The sequence below is a fragment of the Variovorax sp. CF079 genome (genome assembly GCF_900101545.1).
Lineage (GTDB): Bacteria > Pseudomonadota > Gammaproteobacteria > Burkholderiales > Burkholderiaceae_C > Variovorax.
This window is the reverse complement of record NZ_FMZU01000017.1, coordinates 154,149-173,520: the sequence shown is the minus strand read 5'-3', so window position 1 is coordinate 173,520 and position 19,372 is coordinate 154,149. Positions and strand designations below refer to the sequence as shown.

General features: G+C 68.0%; 18 protein-coding genes. 12 read left to right on the top strand and 6 right to left on the bottom strand.

The features are described 5' to 3' along the window. Window positions 1-47: 47 nt before the first annotated feature. From BLS74_RS22750 to BLS74_RS22735, 4 genes are all read left to right on the top strand, one after another. Window positions 48-1,610, top strand: coding sequence for an MFS transporter (locus BLS74_RS22750; RefSeq protein WP_093109418.1), 1,563 nt, complete (start codon window positions 48-50; stop codon window positions 1,608-1,610). A 7-nt stretch (window positions 1,611-1,617) separates the two neighbouring features. Further along, window positions 1,618-2,745, top strand: a complete 1,128-nt coding sequence (gene aroC / locus BLS74_RS22745) for a chorismate synthase (RefSeq protein ID WP_093109417.1) — start codon at window positions 1,618-1,620, stop codon at window positions 2,743-2,745. After that, window positions 2,745-3,938: an MFS transporter gene (locus BLS74_RS22740; protein ID WP_244503968.1), complete on the top strand. Its 1,194-nt coding sequence runs from the start codon at window positions 2,745-2,747 to the stop codon at window positions 3,936-3,938. The genes aroC and BLS74_RS22740 overlap by 1 nt, the downstream gene beginning before the upstream one ends. Before the next feature lie 136 nt (window positions 3,939-4,074). Continuing rightward, complete coding sequence (locus BLS74_RS22735) at window positions 4,075-4,296, top strand: putative toxin-antitoxin system toxin component, PIN family (RefSeq protein ID WP_212733687.1); 222 nt, start codon at window positions 4,075-4,077, stop codon at window positions 4,294-4,296. Window positions 4,297-4,301: 5 nt separating this feature from the next. Here the strand turns inward: BLS74_RS22735 and BLS74_RS22730 are convergent, their stop codons facing one another. The 5 genes from BLS74_RS22730 to BLS74_RS22710 form a co-directional block, all read right to left on the bottom strand. Then, window positions 4,302-5,228: a carbohydrate kinase family protein gene (locus tag BLS74_RS22730; protein ID WP_093109414.1), complete on the bottom strand. Its 927-nt coding sequence runs from the start codon at window positions 5,226-5,228 to the stop codon at window positions 4,302-4,304. A gap of 130 nt (window positions 5,229-5,358) precedes the next feature. Further along, complete coding sequence (locus tag BLS74_RS22725) at window positions 5,359-6,297, bottom strand: ABC transporter substrate-binding protein (protein ID WP_093109413.1); 939 nt, start codon at window positions 6,295-6,297, stop codon at window positions 5,359-5,361. A 40-nt stretch (window positions 6,298-6,337) separates the two neighbouring features. Beyond that, window positions 6,338-7,351, bottom strand: coding sequence for an ABC transporter permease subunit (locus BLS74_RS22720; protein ID WP_093109412.1), 1,014 nt, complete (start codon window positions 7,349-7,351; stop codon window positions 6,338-6,340). Between the two features lie 28 nt (window positions 7,352-7,379). Beyond that, complete coding sequence (locus BLS74_RS22715) at window positions 7,380-8,927, bottom strand: sugar ABC transporter ATP-binding protein (protein ID WP_093109411.1); 1,548 nt, start codon at window positions 8,925-8,927, stop codon at window positions 7,380-7,382. After that, on the bottom strand, window positions 8,920-10,164 hold the full coding sequence (locus tag BLS74_RS22710) for an ROK family protein (protein ID WP_093109410.1): 1,245 nt from the start codon (window positions 10,162-10,164) through the stop codon (window positions 8,920-8,922). Before BLS74_RS22710 ends, BLS74_RS22715 begins: the two co-directional genes overlap by 8 nt. 329 nt (window positions 10,165-10,493) lie before the next feature. Here BLS74_RS22710 and BLS74_RS22705 point away from each other — a divergent pair, with 329 nt between their 5' ends. Continuing rightward, the gene (locus BLS74_RS22705) at window positions 10,494-11,903 is read left to right on the top strand and encodes an MFS transporter (protein WP_093109409.1); all 1,410 of its coding nucleotides are present in this window, start codon (window positions 10,494-10,496) and stop codon (window positions 11,901-11,903) included. A 107-nt stretch (window positions 11,904-12,010) separates the two neighbouring features. Here the strand turns inward: BLS74_RS22705 and BLS74_RS22700 are convergent, their stop codons facing one another. Then, a complete protein-coding gene (locus BLS74_RS22700; protein ID WP_093109408.1) occupies window positions 12,011-12,796 on the bottom strand; it encodes an IclR family transcriptional regulator domain-containing protein in 786 nt (261 codons plus the stop codon). Window positions 12,797-12,956: 160 nt separating this feature from the next. Here BLS74_RS22700 and BLS74_RS22695 point away from each other — a divergent pair, with 160 nt between their 5' ends. Genes BLS74_RS22695 through BLS74_RS22665 form a run of 7 tightly spaced genes read left to right on the top strand, consistent with a single transcriptional unit; the run spans window position 12,957 to window position 19,360 of the window. Further along, window positions 12,957-13,880 carry a shikimate dehydrogenase family protein gene (locus tag BLS74_RS22695; protein WP_093109407.1) on the top strand — a complete coding sequence of 308 codons (924 nt, stop codon included), beginning with the start codon at window positions 12,957-12,959 and terminating at the stop codon, window positions 13,878-13,880. A 20-nt stretch (window positions 13,881-13,900) separates the two neighbouring features. Further along, entirely contained in the window at window positions 13,901-14,782 is an 882-nt protein-coding gene (locus BLS74_RS22690) for a sugar phosphate isomerase/epimerase family protein (protein WP_093109406.1), read from the top strand. Continuing rightward, a complete protein-coding gene (locus BLS74_RS22685) occupies window positions 14,779-15,945 on the top strand; it encodes an ABC transporter substrate-binding protein (RefSeq protein ID WP_093109405.1) in 1,167 nt (388 codons plus the stop codon). The genes BLS74_RS22690 and BLS74_RS22685 overlap by 4 nt, the downstream gene beginning before the upstream one ends. A gap of 7 nt (window positions 15,946-15,952) precedes the next feature. Continuing rightward, complete coding sequence (locus tag BLS74_RS22680) at window positions 15,953-16,828, top strand: branched-chain amino acid ABC transporter permease (RefSeq protein WP_093109404.1); 876 nt, start codon at window positions 15,953-15,955, stop codon at window positions 16,826-16,828. Next, the gene (locus BLS74_RS22675) at window positions 16,825-17,820 is read left to right on the top strand and encodes a branched-chain amino acid ABC transporter permease (RefSeq protein WP_093109403.1); all 996 of its coding nucleotides are present in this window, start codon (window positions 16,825-16,827) and stop codon (window positions 17,818-17,820) included. The genes BLS74_RS22680 and BLS74_RS22675 overlap by 4 nt, the downstream gene beginning before the upstream one ends. Continuing rightward, a complete protein-coding gene (locus BLS74_RS22670; RefSeq protein ID WP_170855684.1) occupies window positions 17,817-18,602 on the top strand; it encodes an ABC transporter ATP-binding protein in 786 nt (261 codons plus the stop codon). The genes BLS74_RS22675 and BLS74_RS22670 overlap by 4 nt, the downstream gene beginning before the upstream one ends. 2 nt (window positions 18,603-18,604) lie before the next feature. Beyond that, complete coding sequence (locus BLS74_RS22665; RefSeq protein WP_093109402.1) at window positions 18,605-19,360, top strand: ABC transporter ATP-binding protein; 756 nt, start codon at window positions 18,605-18,607, stop codon at window positions 19,358-19,360. Window positions 19,361-19,372: the final 12 nt, after the last annotated feature.

Here is a 19,372-nt window from a genome sequence, read left to right as displayed (position 1 = left end):
GCCGTTCCCAAGGCGAATACCGCCGCGCGCAGCGCGGAGGTGATTCAATGAACGCCCCGGCCGCCGGCGCCAGGGCCAGCGCGCGCGAATGGATCGGCCTGGCCGTCATCGCGCTGCCCTGCATGATCTATTCGATGGACCTCACGGTCCTCAACCTGGCGGTGCCGCACCTGAGCGCCGCGCTGCATCCCAGCAGCGCCCAGATGCTGTGGATCGTCGACATCTACGGCTTCATGCTCGCGGGTTCGCTGATCACCATGGGCACGCTGGGCGACCGCATCGGCCGGCGCCGGCTGCTGCTGATTGGCGCGGCCTGCTTCGGCATCGCCTCGGTGCTGGCCGCCTTCTCGAGCAGCGCCGCGATGCTGATCGCCACGCGCGCGCTGCTTGGCATCGCAGGCGCCACGCTCGCGCCCTCGACGCTCTCGCTGATCCGCAACATGTTCCTCAACGCCCACGAGCGCAGCGTGGCCATCGGCATCTGGGTCGCGAGCTTCTCGGTCGGCGGCACCATCGGCCCGCTGATCGGCGGGGCGCTGCTCGAGCACTTCTGGTGGGGCTCGGTGTTCCTGATCGGCGTGCCGGTCATGGTGCTGCTGCTCGCGCTCGGGCCCTGGCTCCTGCCCGAGTACCGCGACACGCAGGCCGGGCGGCTCGACCTGCTGAGTGCGGCGCAGTCGCTGTTGTCCGTGCTCGCCGTCATCTATGGCCTCAAGCGCATCGCCGAAGCAGGCATGGGCGTGCTGCCGCTGGCGGCCATTGTGGTGGGCGTGGCGATCGGCATCGCCTTCATCCGCCGGCAGGGGCGGCTGGCCGATCCGCTGATCGAGCTGCGGCTGTTCCGCGTGCCGGCCTTCAGCGCCGCGCTCGCGATCAACACGCTGGCCTTCTTCATCGCCTTCGGCGGGTTCCTCTTCATCGCGCAGTACCTGCAGCTCGTGCTCGGCCTGTCGGCCTTGCAGGCGGGCCTGTGGAGCGTGCCTTCGGGCGTGGCCTTTGCGCTTGGCTCCACGATCGCGCCGCGGCTGGTGCGGCTGGTGCGTCCCGGCTTCGTGGTGGCCGGCGGCCTGCTCGTGGCCGCGGCCGGCTTCGCCTTGCTGAGCACGGTGGACCGCATCGACGGCCTGGTCAGGCTGGTCGTCGCCTACGGGGTTCTGTCGCTGGGGCTTTCGTTCGCCTTCACGCTGGCGGTCGATCTGATGGTCGGCACGGCGCCGCCCGAGCGTGCCGGTGCGGCATCGGCGATCTCGGAAACGAGCTCGGAGTTCGGCGGCGCGCTGGGCATTGCGGTGCTCGGCAGCGTGATCGTCGCCATCTACCGCCACGCCATGGGCGAGGCCCGGATCGACGGCGTACCAAAGGCCGCGCTCGAGGCCGCACGCGCCAATCTGGGTGTTGCTGCGGACACCGCGGCCGCGCTCCCGGGGCCTGCAGGCGCGGCCCTGTTCGATGCCGGGCGCGAGGCGTTCGCGCAGGCCTTCGAGACGACGGCCACCATCAGCGCAGCGGTGGCGCTGGCGGCCGCGGTGCTGGCCGCCATCATGCTGCGACGCGTGGGAAGGCCACCGACCGCGCCCTCGGGGGATGTGGAGTTGACTTTGTTGGGATAATCGCCGCATGAGCGGCAATACCTTCGGCACCCTTTTCGCGGTCACCAACTTCGGCGAGTCCCATGGTCCCGCGATCGGGTGCGTCATCGACGGCTGCCCGCCCGGCATGGCGCTCAGCGAGGCCGACATCCAGGGCGACCTCGACCGCCGCCGCCCCGGCACCAGCCGCCACGTGACCCAGCGCAACGAACCCGATGCGGTGCAGATCCTCTCCGGCGTGTACGAGGGCAAGACCACCGGCACGCCGATCGCGCTGCTGATCCAGAACACCGACCAGCGCAGCAAGGACTACGGCCAGATCGCGCAGCAGTTCCGCCCCGGCCATGCCGACTTCGCCTACTGGAAGAAATACGGCATCCGCGATCCGCGCGGCGGTGGCCGCTCCTCGGCACGGCTCACGGCGCCGATGGTCGCGGCCGGCGCGGTGGCCAAGAAGTGGCTCAACGAGAAGTACGGCACGGTGTTCCGCGGCTGCATGGCGCAGATCGGCGACATCGCGATCCCCTTCGAGAGCTGGGAGCACGTGCCGAACAATCCCTTCTTCGCGCCCATTGCCGACGTTTCCAAGCTCGAGGCCTACATGGACGCTTTGCGCAAGGCCGGCGACTCCTGCGGCGCGCGCATTCGCGTGACCGCATCGAAGGTGCCGGTAGGCCTCGGCGAGCCGCTGTTCGACAAGATGGATGCCGACATCGCCTGGGCCATGATGGGCATCAACGCCGTCAAGGGCGTGGAGATCGGCGCCGGCTTCGCGAGCGTCACGCAGCGCGGCACCGTGCACGGCGACTCGATCACGCCCGAGGGCTTCGAGAGCAACAACGCGGGCGGCACGCTCGGCGGCATCACCACCGGGCAGGATCTTGAGGTCAGCATCGCGATCAAGCCGACCAGCTCGATCATCAGCCCGCGCCGGTCGGTCGATGTCAACAACCAGCCGGTCGAGGTTGTCACCAAGGGCCGGCACGACCCCTGCGTCGGCATCCGCGCGACGCCGATCGCCGAGGCGATGCTGGCGCTGGTCGTGATGGAGCATGCGCTTCGCAACCGCGCGCAATGCGGCGACGTGCAGGGAGAGCAGGAACAGGGGCAAGCCGACGCCGACGCGCGGCCGTCGCCACAGGCGTCTTTCCTCTAGTGCCGGCCCCGGCCCCGGCCCCAGCCCCTGCTGCGGGCGGCCGCGGCCACCTGCTGGCCTTCGCGGCACTCTCGGCCAGCTACTTCGCGCACATCGGCTTCTTCAATCCCTACCTGCCGCTGTGGCTGAAGGATCTGGGGCTGCCGATCTTCACCATCAGCCTCTTGACCTCGGTGCAGTCGATCACGCGGGTCTTCGCGCCTTATGCATGGGGCGCGGTGAGCGACCACACGGGGCATCGCGTGCTGCTGCTGCGCATCAGCGCGGCCGTGGCGCTGGTGTCCTCGTTCGGGCTGTGGTGGCACGGCGGCGCCTGGTGGCTGGGCCTGGTGCTGCTGGTGATGTTCACGCACACCAGTTCGATGATGTCGCTCACCGAAGCGGCCATGGCGCACCTGGTGGCCGGCGACTGGGGGCGCTACGGCCGCATCCGGCTCTGGGGCTCGGCGGGATTCCTGGTCACGGTCTTCTTTGCCGGCGAATGGTTCGAGCATTTCGGCATGGGGCACTTTCCAGCCTGGGCGGGCGGCACGCTCGCCATCGTGCTGATCGCGACCTTGCGCCTGCCCGACGTGCGCGAACCGGCGGCGGCCCACTCGATGGTGAAGGATCCGGTCGGGCCGGTGCTGCGCATTCCGGCGGTGCGCTGGTTCTTCATGTCGCTGTTCTTCCACGTGATGGCGCACTTCGCGGTCTACGGCTTTCTCTCGCTGTACCTCGATTCGCTCGGCTACGGCAAGGGGACCATCGGCTTGCTGTGGGCGCTGTCGGTGGTGGCCGAGATCGCCTGGTTCTACCTGCAGGGCCGGCTGCTGGGCCTGTTCGCCATGCCGCGATGGCTCCTGATCTGCGGCGTAGCCGCCGTGCTGCGTATGGGGATCACCGCGGGATGCGGCCCCTGGGTCTGGGCGCTGGCGGCGGCGCAGGCCCTGCACGCGCTCTCGTTCGCCGCGCACCACACGGCCTGCATCGCGATGGTGTCGCGCCATTTCCCGGGGCGGCTGCGCGGGCGCGGGCAGGCGCTCTTCACCGTGATCGGCTATGGCTTCGGCGGCGTGCTCGGGGTGCTGGCCGGCGGCGCGATCGCGCAGCACTTCGGCTATGTCGCGATGTTCGGCGTGGCGACGCTGCTTGCCGTGGTGGGCAGCATTTGCGCGTGGCGGGCGCAGCGGCTGGAAGCGGGCGCATTCTGATCTAACGGAGTTGCCCGCTCGGCCCGCGGCACACCCCGAAGGCGCAAGAGGCGCGAGGGACGGCGACGCGCGACGATATTCGACTTGAGTCGATATGCGACCGGCGCAGTGGCCAAGTGTTTCGGGCGAGGAGCTGTTGGCCGACTATCTTCCCTTTGCGCAGGTCGTGACGCTGCCCAATCCGCCGCCCGTCGTACCAGCGTGCCGTGACCCCTTCGACGCGCCCTTCCTGCAACTCGCGGTCACGGGCAAGGCGACGCTGGTGACGGGCGACCGCGATCTCCTGGTGCTGTCAGGGGCAACCAAGTTCCCCATCCTCGCCATCGAGCCGTTCATCGAGGGATTCGCTTCCCTCTGAAGGCCTCAGTTCAGCTTGTCGCGCCGCGGCATGTCGGCGCCGCGCCGCGAACAGGTGATCGCGGCGGCCCGGGCGGCAAAGCGCAGCAGATCGACGAGCGATGCATGGCCGAGCGCCGACAGCGCCTCGGGTGTGAGTGCATCGTGCTCGTCCAGCCAGGTCAGGAGGGCCGCCTGGAAGGTATCGCCCGCGCCCACCGTGTCCACCACCTCGGTCTCCGGCGCCGGCACGTCGGCCTGCGCCGCCCCGGTCCACGCGCTCGCCCCATGGCGGCCGCGCGTCACCGCGACCAGGTTCACGCCCCGCTCGAGCCAGCGTGCCGCAACCTGCTCCGGCGTTTCGGCCGGATAGAGCAGGCCCAGGTCTTCGTCGCTGACCTTGACCAGGTGCGCGATCGACGCCATCTGCTCGACCACCGCGCGCCAGTGCGCGAGGTCGGGCTCGACGTTGAGGCGCACGTTGGGGTCGTAGGCGATCAGGCGCCGTTCGCGCTCGCGCGCCGCCAGTGCGCGCAGCGCGCTTCCGACCGGCTCCACCGCGAGCGCGTAGGAGCCGAACTGCAGCACGCGCGCCGCTGTAGGCAGCGCCGGCAGCGTGTCGTGCGTGATCTGCCGGTCCGCCGCACCCGTTCCATGGAAGGCATAGCGCGGCACGCCGGCGGCGTCGACGCTGATCACGCTGAGCGTGCTCGGTGCGTCGCTGCGCAGCACCAGCGAGGTGTCGACGCCTTCGGCGCGCAGCGAGGCCAGCAGGCGCTCGCCGCAGGCATCGGTCGACAGTCCCGCCAGGAAGGCCACCGGCCGTTCCAGCCGGGCCAGCCCCTGCGCCACGTTGAGCGGCGAGCCGCCGATGCGCGCATCGAGCGTCATGCCGGTGGCCGTCCATTCGCCCATGTAGACATCCATCAGGGCTTCGCCGCAGACCACGAACATACTTGTCCTTCGAAGAGCTTCAAACGGTTGAAGAAACCGAAACCAGTCCGCCGCCGGGCCGCCCCAAGGCGGACTGCGGCCCCCTTGGGGGGTAGCGAGTACACGAAGTGACGGAGCTTGGGGGCCACATTCAGCGGGGCGCCTGCCAGCCCTTGTAGTCCTTGACGTTCGTGCGCGTGATCAACGTCGAGGGCAGCAGTGTCATCGGATTGGCGGGCTTCTTGCCGTTCATGATGTCCTGCCCGATCTCGACCGCCTTCTGCGCAATCATGTACGGGTCCTGGCTGGCCGAGGCCTGTACCTGCGTGTCGCTCTTGAGCGCCGTCTCGATGTCGGGCGCGCCGTCGACCGAGGTGATGACGATGTTCTTGCGGTTCAGCTGCTTGGCCGCGAGATCGGTGCCGATGGCCTGCGGATCGTTGATCGCGAACACGGCGTCGATCTTCGGGAAGCGCGTCAGGTGGTTCTGCATCACGTTGAGGCCGCCTTCGCGCGAGCCCTTGGCGTCCTGGTCGTCCGACAGGATCTTGATGTCGGGGCTCTTCTTCAGCACCGTCTTGCAGCCGTTGACGCGGTCGATCACGGCCGATACCTGCGGGCCGTTCTGGATGATCACATTGCCCTTGCCGCCGAGCTTCTCGACGATGTACTGGCAGGCGAGTTCGCCGGCCTGCACGTTGTTGGTCTGCACGGTCGCATCGGCGCCGTTGGCCGCCACGTCGACGCCCACCACGACGATGCCGGCCTTCTTCGCCTTCTGCAGCGCGGGCTCGATGGCCTTGGCGTCGACCGCGTTGACGAGGATCATGTCCGCGCCCGAGGCGATGAAGCCGTCGATCTGCGAGAACTGCTTGTTGAGGTCGTAGTCGGCCGAAAGTGCATTGACCTTGGCATTCGGGCTGTACTGCTTGACCTTGGCTTCGGCGCCCTTGGCGAGCGAGACGAAGAAGGGGTTGCCGAGCGAGCCGAGCGTGATGCCGACGCTCTTGATCTGCTTGTTCTGGGCCTGCGCCGCCGGGGCAGCGAGGGCCGCGGCGATCACGGCGAGTGCGAACAATGACTTGCGCATGGAATAGTCTCCTGGTCGTGGTTGGGGAAATGAAAGGGGTTCAGGTACGAGCCGAGTCCTTGCGGCGGTAGCGGTCCAATGCGACGGCGCCGATGATCACCAGGCCCTTGACGATGTACTGCCAGATGTCCGAGACACCCATCAGGATCAGGCCGTTGGTCAGCACCGCGATGATCAGCGCGCCGATCAGCGTACCGAGGATCGAGCCGGTGCCGCCGACGAAGCTGGTGCCGCCGAGGATCACCGCCGCGATGGCGTCGAGTTCGTACGAGGCGCCGAGCTGCAGGCCGTTGGCCGCATAGAGCCGTGCCGAGGCCATGACCCCGCCCAGGCCCGAGAGCAGCCCCGAGGTGCAGTAGACGAACAGCAGCACCGCCCAGACCTTGATGCCCGCCAGGCGCGCGGCTTCGGGATTGCCGCCGACCGAGTAGATGTTCAGGCCCAGCACGGTGCGGCGCAGGATGAACCACGACAGCGCCACCACCGCGAAGGCGATGATCACCAGCCAGGGCACGCCCAGCACCTCGCCGTTGCCGATGAAGGCGAAGGGCAGCTGCGGGTTGAACACGGTGGTGTCGTTGCCGAGCAGCCGCGCGATGCCGCGCACCGCGGTCAGCGAGCCCAGCGTCACGATGAAGGGCGGCAGTTTGACGAAGGCGATCAGCAACCCGTTGATCAGGCCGAACAGCAGCCCGCAGGCCAGGCCGGCGGCAATGCCGAGCATGCCGAACTCCGGCACGTTCGACACCAGCATTGCCACCACTGCGGAGGCCGCGAGGATCGAGCCCACCGACAGGTCGATGCCGCCGGTGAGGATCACGAAGGTCATGCCGGCGGCCAGCACGATATTGATCGAGGCCTGCTGCGTCATGATCGACAGGTTCTGCAGGCTGAAGAAGTTGTCGCTCGCGAAGCTGAAGCCGATGCACAGAAGCACCAGCACCGGCAGCATGCCGAGCGCACGCATGATTTCGCGGCCGGAAGCGCCGCTAAGCGCGCGGGGCAGGGCGGGGTTGGCCGGCGCCGGGAAGGCGGGGGAGGTCTGCTTGCTCATGGGGATGTCTCCTGTTGCGCCGTCTGTCTCAGTGCAGCACGGGCGCGTGGGTGGCGGCCGCGCCGGTGGCGAGCGCGACGATGTTTTCCTGGGTGATGGGCAGGCCGCTCGCGCCGCCCACCTCGCCGACGAGATGGCCTTCGCGCATCACGATCACGCGGTCGCAGATGCCCACCACCTCGGCCAGTTCGCTCGAGATCACGAGCACCGCGACGCCGCGCCGCGCCAGCTCGTCGATCAGGCGGTAGATCTCGCTCTTGGCGCCGATGTCGACGCCGCGCGTCGGCTCGTCGAGGATCAGCACCTTCGGCGCGAGTTCGAGCAATCGGGCGAGCAGCACCTTCTGCTGATTGCCGCCGGACAGCGAGCCGACGTTGACCCGCGCCGAGGGCACGCGGATCGACAGCTGCGCGATCGCGTCGCGCGCGCGCTGGGCGGCGCGCTTGCCGTCCATCACGCCGCCGGCGTTCGCGTCGCGCGGGCACACCATCACGTTGATGTTGTCGCGCACCGATTGGTCGAGGAACAGGCCCTGGCCCTTGCGGTCCTCCGTGAGGTAGAGGATGCCGGAGCGGATCGCGTCGATGGGCCTGGCGATCTTCAGCAGCGCGCCGCTGCCGTTGAGGGAGACCTCGCCGCCGGTGCTCGGATCGGCGCCGAAGATCAGGCGTGCCAGCTCGGTGCGACCGGCGCCGACCAGGCCGGCCAGGCCGAGCACTTCTCCCGCATGCAGCTCGAAGCTGCAGTCGTGCACGCGCCGGCCGTCGCTGAGGCCGCGCACCGTGAGCGCCTTGTCGCCGGTGTGCTGGCCGTGGTGCTCCTTGCGGTAGAAGCCCGAGAGATCGCGGCCCACCATCATCTTCACCAGCTTGTCGCGCGAGAGCTCGGCGCGGGTCAGCGTGCCGACGTAGGCGCCGTCGCGCAACACGGTGACCTCGTCGGCGAGCTCGTCGATCTCGTCCATGCGGTGGCTGATGTAGAGGATCGCCAGGCCTTCGTCGCGCAGGCGCTTGATCAGCGCGAACAGGCGGTCGGTCTCGTGGGTCGATAGCGGTGTGGTCGGTTCGTCCATCACCAGGATGCGGCAGTCGAAGTGCACCGCGCGCGCGATCTCGACCAGCTGCCGCTGCGCGATCGAGAGCGTCGCGACGCGGGTCGCCGGGCCGAAGTCGGCGCCCAGGCGCTGCAGCGTCGCCTCGCAAGCGCTGGCCATGCCGGCGCGGTCGACCAGCCCGCCGCGTCGCAGCGCCCGGCCCATGTAGATGTTCTCGGCCACGCTGAGGTTGGCCGCGAGGCTCAGTTCCTGGTAGATCACCGACACGCCGAGGTGCTTGGCCGCGAGCGGGCCGTCGATGTTGACCTGCTTGCCGTCGATCAGGATCTCGGCGCCGGGGTCGGGCATGTAGGCGCCCGACAGCACCTTCATCAGCGTCGACTTGCCGGCGCCGTTCTCGCCCATCAGCGCATGTACGTGGCCGGCGCTGGCGCGCAGCCGCACGTCCTGCAGCGCCTTGACGCCGGGGAAGGTCTTGGAAATCTTGCGCAGCTCCAGCAGCGCGGGGGGTGCTTCATGCATTCGCTGTCTCCGGGTGGCGGGGGCGTGAACGTCCGCGCAGCACGTCCGCGCGCGGCGAGAAGTTGAAGAACATCGGCAGGCTGGCCGCGCCGATCGCACCGGCGTCGGCGCGGAAGCTGCCGCGCAGGATCCGCGGGGTCTGCCGCGCCTCGGGCGCGATCGCGCGCAGGCCTTCGTCGAGGCGCTTCATGAGCTCGTCGATCAGGCCGCTGTCGATGTCGCAGTCGATCACCACCACCGGCAGGTCCAGCACGGCCAGCGATGCGCGCGTCGAAGGCACCAGCGCATCGACGCAGTCGTCGAGCCATTCGCGCACCTCGGGCCGGCCGGACTTGACGCATGCCTCGAGCTCGGCATGGCCGCGCACCGCGATGCCGTGGTGGCGCAGGTGGCGCGCCAGCGCGTTGAGCGAGGCGCGCGAGAGCAGGATGTCCCAGCGCCGGTCCGACACCGGGGCCGAGGCCAGGCGGCTGGGCGGCACCGGCATCAGGCCGAGGTCGGCCGCGTTGCCGGTGGGGCCGCGCAGGCTTTCGCCGCCGATCACCGCACCTGCGCCGAGTGCCGCGCCGATGAAGATGTAGAGGAAGTCGTTCTCCTCGCGGCCGATGCCGAAGAACAGCTCCGCGATCGCGGCCGCGTTGCCGTCGTTTTCCTTGAAGACGGGCTGGTCCACGGCGCGCGCGAGCATCGCGCCGAAGTCGACCTCGTCCCAGATGCGGAAGTCCGCCTTCAGGTCGAGTTCGCGCAGCCAGCTGCCGAGGTTGTAGGGCTGCGCCAGGCCGACGCCCATGAGCCGGCGGTGCTGCGCCGCGTCGAGCGTGGCCATCATGCGGCTCACGTCCTTGTGCACCAGCGCCAGCGCACGGTCGGGGTGGGGCAGCAGCAGGTCGTGCGCCGCACGGGCCAGGATCTTGCCGCCGAGGTCGATCATCACCGTCTCGATGCTGGTGCGGTCCAGCCGCACGCCGATGCCGTAGGCGCCTTCGGGATTGACGCGGTAGAGCCCGGCGGGCTGGCCGCGCTGGCCTTCCTGCCGGCGGCCCGCGGGTTCGATCAGCCGCGATTCCTCGAGCGACTGCACGATGCTGCCGACCGCCGTGTTCGTGAGCTGGGCCCAACGTGCCAGATCCGCCTTCGACGCCTCGCCGGCCCGGCGCAGCCGCTGCAGCAGGCTGCGCTCGTTGTAGAGGCGCAGGTTGACCGAGTTGGTGCCCCGACCGGGACCGGCTGTCGTCACTGGCTGTCTCCTGGCCCCGGTGCCGAGGCGCAATTAATTAATTCAAGTTGAATAAATAGTAGAAGCAAGCGCCGGCGAGCCATCCAGGGTTAACCCGGAAAAATGCAAGAAAGTATGTGTTGGGGCCCGTTGCGCACGTCGTGAAGGGGTGCGAAAGCAAGACCGTATCGGTCAGGGCATCCTGTCCCATGAACCCGGGGACAAACCCCGATTCCGCGCGAAAGTCGCACGAGACTGATCGATGATCGATCGAAACCCCTGTCCGCGACATTGCCGGCGCTCCGGGGGCGCACCTACAGTCGCCTCGCCCCTTCCCAACGGAGACACACATGAGCAAACCCCAGGAGCACGAGCCGCAAGGCCGGCACCAGTCGAAGAAGGCCGCTGCCAGCGGCTGGATCGGCTCGGCCCTCGAGTACTACGACTTCTTCATTTACGCCACCGCAGCAGCGCTGATCTTTCCGCAGATCTTCTTTCCCAAGGGCGATCCGAATATCGCCATCGTCGCCTCGCTCGCGACCTATGGCGTCGGCTACGTGGCGCGCCCGATCGGCGCCTTCTTCCTGGGCCACTGGGGCGACACCCACGGCCGCAAGCAGGTGCTGATCCTGTGCATGTTCCTGATGGGCTTCTCGACCATCGCCGTCGGCCTCTTGCCCACCTACGACCAGGTCGGCCTGCTGGCGCCGGTGCTGCTCGTGATCTGCCGCCTGGTCCAGGGCTTCGCGGTGGCCGGGGAAATCTCGGGCGCCAGCTCGATGATCCTGGAGCACGCGCCCTTCGGGCGCCGCGGCTTCTTCGCCAGCTTCACGCTGCAGGGCGTGCAGGCCGGCCAGATCCTGGCCGCGGCGGTGTTCCTGCCGCTCGCGCACTACATGCCGGAGGATGCCTTCAACAGCTGGGGCTGGCGCATTCCCTTCCTCTTGAGCTTCATCGTCATCGTCGCCGGCTACATCATCCGCCGCGAGGTCGACGAGACGCCCGCCTTCGCCGAGGAAGGCAGCAAGCAGCAGCGCCCGCGCTCGCCGATCGTCGACGCCTTCAAGTACAGCTGGAGGGACATGCTGCGCGTCGTGCTGATGGCGCTGATGAATGTGATCCCCGTGGTCGCCACCATCTTCGGCGCGGCCTATGCGGTGCAGTCCGCCTACGGCATCGGCTTCGCGAAGGACATCTACCTGTGGATTCCCGTGCTCGGCAACATCCTCGCGGTGCTGGTCATTCCATACGTCGGCAACCTCTCGGACCGCATCGGCCGCAAGCCGCCCATCGTCTTCGGCGCGCTGGCCTCGGGCCTCCTGGCCTTCGGCTACCTCTACGCGATCAGCATCAAGAACGTGCCGCTCGCGATCTGCATGTCGCTTTTGATGTGGGGCGTGGTCTACCAGGGCTACAACGCGGTGTTCCCGAGCTTCTACCCCGAGCTGTTCCCGACCCGCACTCGCGTCTCGGCGATGGCGATCTCGCAGAACATCGGCACCGCCGCCACCGCCATGCTGCCGGCGCTGTTCGCCACGGTGGCGCCTCCTGGCGCGGCCAACATCCCGCTGATCGTGGGCTCGCTGGCCTTCGGCATCACGGTCATCTCGGCACTCGCCGCGCTGAGCGCCCGCGAGACCTATCGCATCCACATGAACGACCTCGGCAATCCCGACGCGGCGCCTGTGCCGAAGCCGGAATACGAGCGCCTGCGCGAACAGACGCTGGCCGACGCGAGGATGGCGAAGGCCGCGGTCTGATGGAAACCCCGTTCGCCCTGAGCTTGTCGAAGGGCTGCGCGTGGCTTCGACCCTTCGTCGAGCTCAGGGCAGGCCAAGCTCAGGCCGAACGGTAGTTGGCAGCGCGATCAGATCAGGTTGCGCATCGCCTGCGCCGTTTCGCGCAACACCGGGAGGACGCGGGCGACCGCGTCCTCGCTGCTTTCATGGCCCATGGGCATCGTGATGTTGAGCGCGCCCACCAGGTCACCGTGCCGGTCGCGCAGCGGCACGGCGATGCCGCGCGAATTGAGGTCCAACTGCTGCTCCGAGAGCGCCCACCCCTGCGCGCGGATGCGCGCGAGTTCGAGCTTCATGCGCTCCTTGCTCGCGATGGTGTGCGAGGTGAAGACGGTGAGCTCGTGCGTGGCCAGCCAGTGGCCGAGTTCCTCGTCGCCGCGCATCGCCAGCATCAGCATGCCCGAGGCCGTGACCTGCGCCGGCACCCGCGCGCCCAGTACATAGCCGGTGCTCATGCTGCGGTTGGGGCCGTTGCGCGCGATGTAGACCACCTCGTCGCCGTCCATCACGCTCAGATACGCGATCTCGTGCGTGCCGGCGGCCACCCGCTGCAGAAAGGGCTGCACGATGCGCGGCAGGCGTGCCGATTCGAGGTAGGACTGGCCCAGGCGCAGCACCCGCGGCGTCAGCCAGAACAGCTTGCCGTCGCCCGCTACGTAGCCCATGTGCTGCAGCGTAAGCAGGTAGCGGCGCGCGGCGGTGCGCGTCATGCCGGTGCGCTGGCCGGCTTCGCTCGCCGTCATGCGCGGGTGGGCGTCGTCGAAGGCCTCGATGATGGACACGCCGCGCTCCAGGCCGGCGATCCAGTCGCGCTTGTCGAGTTCGGGTGGGGCGGGGCGAGTGTCGAGGTTCATTGAGGACAAACCCTGGAATCGTTCGATGATCGATCACTGTAGAACGATCAACGCGCTATTCTCGCGCCACCGACTTGGATCGTGCAAGTGGGAACCCTACATTAGCGACCATTCCTGCCAAATTGCGCGATAGCCGAACAACTCCGAGCGAGACGCCATCATGTTCCCCTCCATTGCAGGCAGCACCGACCTTTACCTGCTCCCCGGCGATCCGGTGACCAACGTGCGCCTGCCGCGCATGTTCAACAGCGTCTTCGAGCGCTTCGGCATCGACGCGGTGATGGCGCCGGTGCAGGTGGCGACGCGCGACTTCGCCGTCTTCGTCAAGGCCGCCTTCCTCGCCAGGAACGTGCGCGGCATGGTGATCGCGCCGCCGCACAAGCCGCTGGTGGTGGACCTGCTCGACGGCGCCGGCCTGTTCGGCCGCGTCGCCGGCTCCGTCAACGTGGTGCGGCGCATCGCCAACGGCGAGCTCGAGGGCGATCTCTTCGACGGCGAGGGTCTCCTGGGCGCGCTGGACCACTACAACATCCCGTTCCGCGGCAAGCGCGTGCTGATCCTCGGTGCCGGCGTCAGCGCCGCGGCCATCGGCGTCGCGCTGGCCGAGGGCGGCACGGTCCACGGCGCCGAGCACATCGCCTTCCACGACACCTCGGCCGGCAAGGCAGCAGGGGTCGCGGCCAAGCTCGATGCCTTCTTCGACGCGACCACGGTCGCGGTCGACAGCAGCGATCCCGAAGGCTACGACCTGGTCATCAACGCCACGCCGATGGGCCTGAAGGAGGGCGACGCCTTGCCGGTGGACGTGGAGCGCATGGACGCCCACGCGGCGCTATTCGACATCCTGCTGCGCAACCAGCCCACGCCGCTGGTGCGCGCCGCCCGCGCGCGCGGGCTCAACGCGCAGGCCGGCTTCGAGATGCTGATCCAGCAGATGCCGTACTACCTCGACTTCTTCGGCCAGACGGCCGCGGCGCATGGTGTGCGCGACGACGCGCGTTTCCTGCGCGAGCTGATCTACCCAGCCGCAATGGCGGCCGAGATCGACGCCCCGCTGCGCTACCACTCCGACAGCGTGGCCTGAACGGGCGCGCGCAAAGCATCATGGCCATCTCCCTCGACCGTTTCGGCTTCAACACCGTCACCATGGGCGGCGACCTCGGGCACAAGCTCGAATGCATGAAAGCCGCGGGTTTTTCCGGCGTTGAGCTGTGGGCGCGCGACCTGATCGCGCACCCCGCCGGCGTCGAGAAAGCGGCCGAACTGGTGAAGGCCAGCGGCCTCAAGGTCACCGACTTCCAGCCGCTGCGCGATTTCGAATGCGCGCCCGACGCCATGCGGCCGCACCGGCTCGAGATGGCGCGCGAACAGCTGCGCCAGATGGCGCTGGTCGGCGCCGACCTGCTGCTGGTGTGCTCCACCACCTCGCCGCTGGCCATCGACGATCCGGAGCGCGCGGCCGAAGACTTGCGCACGCTCGCGACGCTGGCCACGCCGCTCGGCATCCGCATCTGCTACGAGGCCCTGTCCTGGGGCCGCCACGTCAACCGCTGGCACCAGGCCTGGGACATCGTGAAGCGCTGCAACCGCCAGAACGTGGGCCTCAATCTCGATTCCTTCCACATGTCGGTGCATGGCGACGACACGCCCGAGACGCTCGCGCAGCTGGCCCAGGTGCCGGTCGAGAAGATCTTCCTGGTGCAGCTGGCCGACTACTTCTTCGAGTACAGCGACCGCCAGGCCGACATGATCGAGCTCGCGCGCCACCAGCGCCTGTTTCCGGGCGAAGGCCTGCACGACGTGCGCGACCTGGTGCAGCTGCTCGAGGACAAGGGCTACCGCGGCCACTACACCTTCGAGGTGTTCAACGACGACTATGTGAATTCCGACCCCATGGTGGTCGGCCAGCGCGCCATGAAGAGCGCGCGCTGGATCAGCGAGAGCCACGTGAGTACCAGCAATTCAACCCCAAGGAGACAAGCATGACCATCGTTCAGTCGCGTCGATTCGCGATCCAACTCATCGCCGCCTGTGCCGTGGCCGCGGGCGCTTCAGGCGCATTCGCGCAGAACACGATCAAGATCGTCAACATCGTGGAGCTCTCGGGCGGCGGTGCGACCGCCGGCACCAACTTCAAGAACGGCGTCGAGCTGGCGGTGAAGGAGATCAACGCCTCGGGCGGCATCCTCGGCAAGAAGATCGAGTCGAGCACCAGCGACACGCAGAGCAATCCCGGCGTCGCCAAGGGCCTGACGCAGAAGGCGGTGGACAACGAGGTCTTCGCCATCTTCGGCCCCGTGTTCTCGGGCTCGATCATGGTCAGCATGGCCGAGAGCCGCCGCGCCGAGATTCCCAATTTCACCGGCGGCGAGGCGGCCAGCATCACGCAGCAGGGCAACAAGTACATCTTCCGCACCAGCTTCACGCAGACCACCGCGATGCCAAAGGTCGCGCGCTACATCGACCAGCAACTGAAGGCGAAGACGCTGGCCATGATCTACGTGAACAACGACTTCGGCAAGGGCGGCCTCGATTCGATGAAGAAGGCGCTGGCCGCCACGCCGGTGAAGATCGCGGCCGAGATCTCGACCGAGCCGGGCCAGATCGACTTTTCCGCCGCGGTGCTGCGCGCCAAGCAGAGCAATGCCGATGCGCTCTTCGCCTACAGCAACGAGGAAGAGTCGGCGCGCCTGCTGCGCGAGCTGCGCAAGCAGGGCTGGACCAAGCCGATCATCGGCGAGACCACGCTCACCGGGCAGAAGGTGATCGACCTCGCGGGCGAGGCCGCCAACGGCGCGATCGCGCACGTGGGGCTCACGGTCGACGCGCCGAACCCGGCCATCCGCGCCTTCCGCGCCAAGTTCGAGAAGGAATACAAGTACGTCTCGGACCACAACGGCATGAAGGGCTACTCGGGCATCTACCTGTTGAAGGCTGGGATCGAGAAGGCCGGCAAGCTCGACCGCAAGGCCGTGGCCGCCGCGCTGCACGGCCTAAAGGTAAGCACCGCGCAGCAGCCCGGCGTGCTGATGGACGTCAGCGTCGACGCCAACGGCGACCTCGACCGCGAAAGCTTCATGGTGGAGGTGAAGAACGGCAAGCAGGAAGTGATCGCCACGCTGCCGGCCCTGGGCGCAGCCGCCAAGTAGCCCCGCCATGACGGACTTCATCCAGCTCTTCTTGAGCGGGCTGGCCACCGGTAGCATCTATGCGCTGGCTGCGCTGGGCTTCACGCTGCTGTGGCAGGCCAGCGGCACCATCAACTTCGCGCAGGGCGAGTTCGTGATGCTGCCGGCCTTCGCGATGCTCGCCTTCATGTCCTTCGGCGCACCATTCTCGCTGAGTTTCGTGCTGACCATCGTGGTGGCGGTGTTCGTGCTGGGCTGGCTCTTCAAGCGCGGTCTGGTCGATCCGCTGTTCAAGTTCGGGATGATGCCGATCGTGGTGGCCACCATCGGCCTGTCGATCGCGCTGCGCAACGGCGTGCGCGCCGGCTACAGCGCCGAGGCCCATCCGTTCCCCAGCCTCTTCGCCGACAAGCTCTTCAACGTGGCGGGGGTCACCGTCACGATGGCCGACCTCGGCACCTTCGGGCTGGCGGTGGCGATCGTGCTGGCCACGCAGGCCTTCATCTCGAAGACCGTGACCGGCCGCGCGATGCAGGCCGTGGCGCAGAACACCGAGAGCGCGAGCGTGCTGGGCATCAACGTGCCGCGCATGATCTTCTACACCTTCGCCATCAATGCGGCGCTGGCGGTGGCGGCGGCGCTCTTGGTCACGCCCACCTACCTCGCCAAGTTCGACATGGGCGAGGGCCTGGGCACCAAGGCCTTCTTCGCGGCCATCATCGGCGGCTTCAACAACTCGCGCGGCGCGCTGCTCGGCGGCCTGATCGTCGGCGTGGCGGAGAACCTGGCCTCGGCCTACATCTCGCCGGCCTACAAGGACGCGGTGGCGCTGGTCATCTTCATGGTCGTGATCCTGTTCAAGCCGCAAGGCCTGCTGGGCAAGAAAGAGGAGCGCAAGGTATGAAGAAGATGCACCTCGCGCTGATCGCCGTGGCTGCGGCCGCGCTGCTGATCGCGCCCAACTTCCTCAAGAACTACGGCATCTACCTGCTGAGCTACTGGCTGGTGTTCATCATCGCCACCATGGGGCTCAACCTGACGGTGGGCTATGCGGGCCAGAAGTCGCTGGGCCATGCGGCCTTCCTCGGCATCGGCGCCTACACGGTGGCGATCCTCATGAAGGCCGGCATCAGCTTCTGGCTGGGCCTGCCTGCGGCGGCGCTGCTGTGCTTCGCGGTCGGCCTCGTGCTGGGCTTTCCGGCGCTGCGCGTGCAGGCGATCTACCTCGCCTTCGCCACGCTGGGCTTCAACACCGCGATCTGGCTCTTGATGCGCAACGAGGAGTGGCTGACCGGCGGCACCTTCGGCATCAACAACATCCCGCGGCCCGAGCTGGCCGGGCTGTCGCTGGAGGGCAACCTGGCCTACTACTACTTCGTGCTCGCCGTCGCCGTGCTGCTCGCGCTCCTGCTGTGGGGCCTCCTGCGCTCGCCCTGGGGCAAGGCCTTCACCGCGCTGCGCGACAACCCGATCCGCGCCGAGAGCCTGGGGATCAGCGTGCGCAGCTACACCTTGCTGAGCTTTGCCATCGGCGCCGCCTATGCGGGCATCGCCGGCGCGCTGTTCGCCTCGCTGGTGCAGTTCATCGAGCCGGCGCCCTTCACCGTGGCGGCCTCGATCATGATGTACCTGATGGTGGTGGTCGGCGGCCCCGGCTACTTCTGGGGGCCGGTGCTGGGCGCGGCCGTCGGCGTGATCGTGCCCGAGTGGCTGCGCGACGTGCCGGGCGTGGCCGACTGGTACCTGCCGCTGTTCGGCGCCGCCGTGGTGGTGCTGATGGTCTGGCTGCCGGACGGCCTGCTCTCGATCCCCGATCGGATCCGGGCACGCCGCGAAGCGCGCGAGGCCTCGGCCGCGCGCTCCGCTGCTGCCGCGAGCATGGGAGCTGCCACATGAACGCCGTGCTTGCGGAAGCTATCGTGCCGGAGCAGCAAGTGGTGCCGGTTCTTCGCGTGACCGATCTCAGCAAGGCCTACGGCGCCATCCAGGCCGTCGGCGGCGTGAGCTTCGAGGTGCGCCCCGGCGAGATCTTCGGCGTGATCGGTCCCAACGGCTCGGGCAAGACCACGCTGTTCAACAGCATGCTGGGCCAGATCACGCCCGATGCCGGCCGCATCGAACTCAAGGGCGAGGACGTCACCAAGCTGGGTCCGCTCGAGCTCAACCGGCGCGGCGTCGGCCGCACCTTCCAGACGCTGCAGGTGTTCGGCAAGATGACGGTGCGCGAGAACCTGATCGTCGCGGCGCAGGAACACCAGGGCAGCATGTTCAGCCGCATGTTCGCGCCCGGCGACTCGGGCCTGGGGCCGAAGGCCGACGCGCTGATCGACCAGTTCCGCATCCGCCACGTCGCGAACAAGAAGGCCGGCACGCTCTCCTACGGCCAGCAGAAGCTGGTGGACATCGGCATGGCCTTCATGAGCGAGCCCGACCTGGTGCTGCTCGACGAGCCCTGCGCAGGCGTCAATCCCAGCCTGGTCGGCGGACTCTCGACTCTGCTGAAGGACCTGAATCGCACGCGCCGCGGCAGCTTCGTCGTGATCGAGCACAACATGGACTTCGTGATGGACCTGTGCCACCGCATCATGGTGATGGTCGAGGGCAAGGTCATGGCGATCGGCACGCCGGCCGAGATCCGCGCCAACAAGCAGGTGCTCGACGCCTATCTCGGGAATTGATCATGACCACCACCGACACCTGCATCGAATTCGACAACGTGCTGGCGGGCTACAAGGATTTCATGATCCTCAACAACCTGTCCTTCAAGGCCAGGCGCGGCAAGATCACGCTGCTGCTCGGGCCCAACGGCGCGGGCAAGTCGACCGTGCTCAAGACGCTGTTCGGCCTGCTCAAGGTGCGCAACGGGCGGGTCCTGCTCGATGGCGAAGACATCACCGGCGCCAGTCCCAAAGACCTGCTGGTGAAGCACGGCATTGCCTTCGTGCCGCAGGGGCGCAATCTGTTCGGCCAGTTGACGGCCTACGAGAACCTCGAGCTCGGCGGCATCACGCTGGGCATGAAGACCACGCACGAGCGCATTCCCGAAGTGCTCGAGCTCTTCCCGCGCGTGAAGGAGCGCATGAACAGCGCGGCTTCTTCGCTCTCCGGTGGCGAGCAGAAGCAGCTCGAGGTCGGCCGTGCGCTGCTGCTGCGGCCCAAGGTGCTCTTGATCGACGAACCCTCGATCGGCCTGTCGCCGATGGTGGTGCAGGACGTGTTCAGGCTGTTGCGCAAGCTTGCCGACCAGGGCACCACGGTGCTGATGGTCGAGCAGAACGTGAAGAGCGCGCTGAAGATGGCCGACGAGGCCATCGCGCTCGAATCGGGCCGGCTGGTGCTGCACAAGCCGGCCTCCGAACTGCTGGCCGATCCGAACATCGAACGCCTGTTCCTCGGCGGCGCGCATGCCGCCGCGGCGCCGGCCGTCACGGTCTGAGGAGAGGGTGCG

Coding starts and splice junctions, on each gene's coding strand:
- BLS74_RS22750 (WP_093109418.1), top strand. CDS start 48: ATGAACGCCCCGGCCGCCGGCGCCAGGGCCAGCGCGCGCGAATGGATC.
- aroC (WP_093109417.1), top strand. CDS start 1,618: ATGAGCGGCAATACCTTCGGCACCCTTTTCGCGGTCACCAACTTCGGC.
- BLS74_RS22730 (WP_093109414.1), bottom strand. CDS start 5,228: ATGTTCGTGGTCTGCGGCGAAGCCCTGATGGATGTCTACATGGGCGAA.
- BLS74_RS22725 (WP_093109413.1), bottom strand. CDS start 6,297: ATGCGCAAGTCATTGTTCGCACTCGCCGTGATCGCCGCGGCCCTCGCT.
- BLS74_RS22720 (WP_093109412.1), bottom strand. CDS start 7,351: ATGAGCAAGCAGACCTCCCCCGCCTTCCCGGCGCCGGCCAACCCCGCC.
- BLS74_RS22715 (WP_093109411.1), bottom strand. CDS start 8,927: ATGCATGAAGCACCCCCCGCGCTGCTGGAGCTGCGCAAGATTTCCAAG.
- BLS74_RS22705 (WP_093109409.1), top strand. CDS start 10,494: ATGAGCAAACCCCAGGAGCACGAGCCGCAAGGCCGGCACCAGTCGAAG.
- BLS74_RS22700 (WP_093109408.1), bottom strand. CDS start 12,796: ATGAACCTCGACACTCGCCCCGCCCCACCCGAACTCGACAAGCGCGAC.
- BLS74_RS22695 (WP_093109407.1), top strand. CDS start 12,957: ATGTTCCCCTCCATTGCAGGCAGCACCGACCTTTACCTGCTCCCCGGC.
- BLS74_RS22690 (WP_093109406.1), top strand. CDS start 13,901: ATGGCCATCTCCCTCGACCGTTTCGGCTTCAACACCGTCACCATGGGC.
- BLS74_RS22685 (WP_093109405.1), top strand. CDS start 14,779: ATGACCATCGTTCAGTCGCGTCGATTCGCGATCCAACTCATCGCCGCC.
- BLS74_RS22680 (WP_093109404.1), top strand. CDS start 15,953: ATGACGGACTTCATCCAGCTCTTCTTGAGCGGGCTGGCCACCGGTAGC.
- BLS74_RS22675 (WP_093109403.1), top strand. CDS start 16,825: ATGAAGAAGATGCACCTCGCGCTGATCGCCGTGGCTGCGGCCGCGCTG.
- BLS74_RS22670 (WP_170855684.1), top strand. CDS start 17,817: ATGAACGCCGTGCTTGCGGAAGCTATCGTGCCGGAGCAGCAAGTGGTG.
- BLS74_RS22665 (WP_093109402.1), top strand. CDS start 18,605: ATGACCACCACCGACACCTGCATCGAATTCGACAACGTGCTGGCGGGC.